This is a genomic window from Pseudomonas sp. UBA5666 (genome assembly GCF_002420785.1).
GTDB classification, from domain to species: Bacteria; Pseudomonadota; Gammaproteobacteria; order Pseudomonadales; family Pseudomonadaceae; genus Aquipseudomonas; species Aquipseudomonas fulva.
In genome coordinates this window covers 1-346 of sequence record NZ_DIIQ01000002.1, presented here as the reverse complement: position 1 = coordinate 346, position 346 = coordinate 1, and the positions used below count along the sequence as shown (strand labels likewise).

Below are 346 nucleotides of genomic sequence, written 5' to 3'. Positions count from 1 at the left end.
GACTTCACCGAACTTGCTGAAATCGACCACCGGAATCGGCGGAATGCCAGCGCCGCCGGTTGCACCGGCAGCTGCCGGCGCTTCCTTGGCCTTCTGCATCATGGCCTTGACGTAAACCTGCACGTCTTCTTTCAGGATGCGGCCATGTGGGCCGGTCGCTGCCACGGCGCCGAGCTCTACGCCAAATTCACGGGCCAGCTGACGCACGGCTGGGCCGGCGTGCACCTTGGCGTTGTTGCCGGCAGCCGGGGCGGTTGCGGCTGGCGCAGGGGTAGCGGCAGCCGGGGCAGCAGCAGGGGCAGCGGCGGCGGGTTCGGCCTCGGCCTCGGCCTTGGCCGGTGCAGCG

The 346-nt window shown here is 69.7% G+C and carries 1 protein-coding gene; it reads right to left on the bottom strand.

Annotation, left to right across the window (positions count from 1 at the left end; translation table 11 throughout):
* On the bottom strand, nt 1-346 hold a 346-nt coding region (locus tag B2Y33_RS00195; protein WP_288632730.1), incomplete at both ends, for an E3 binding domain-containing protein.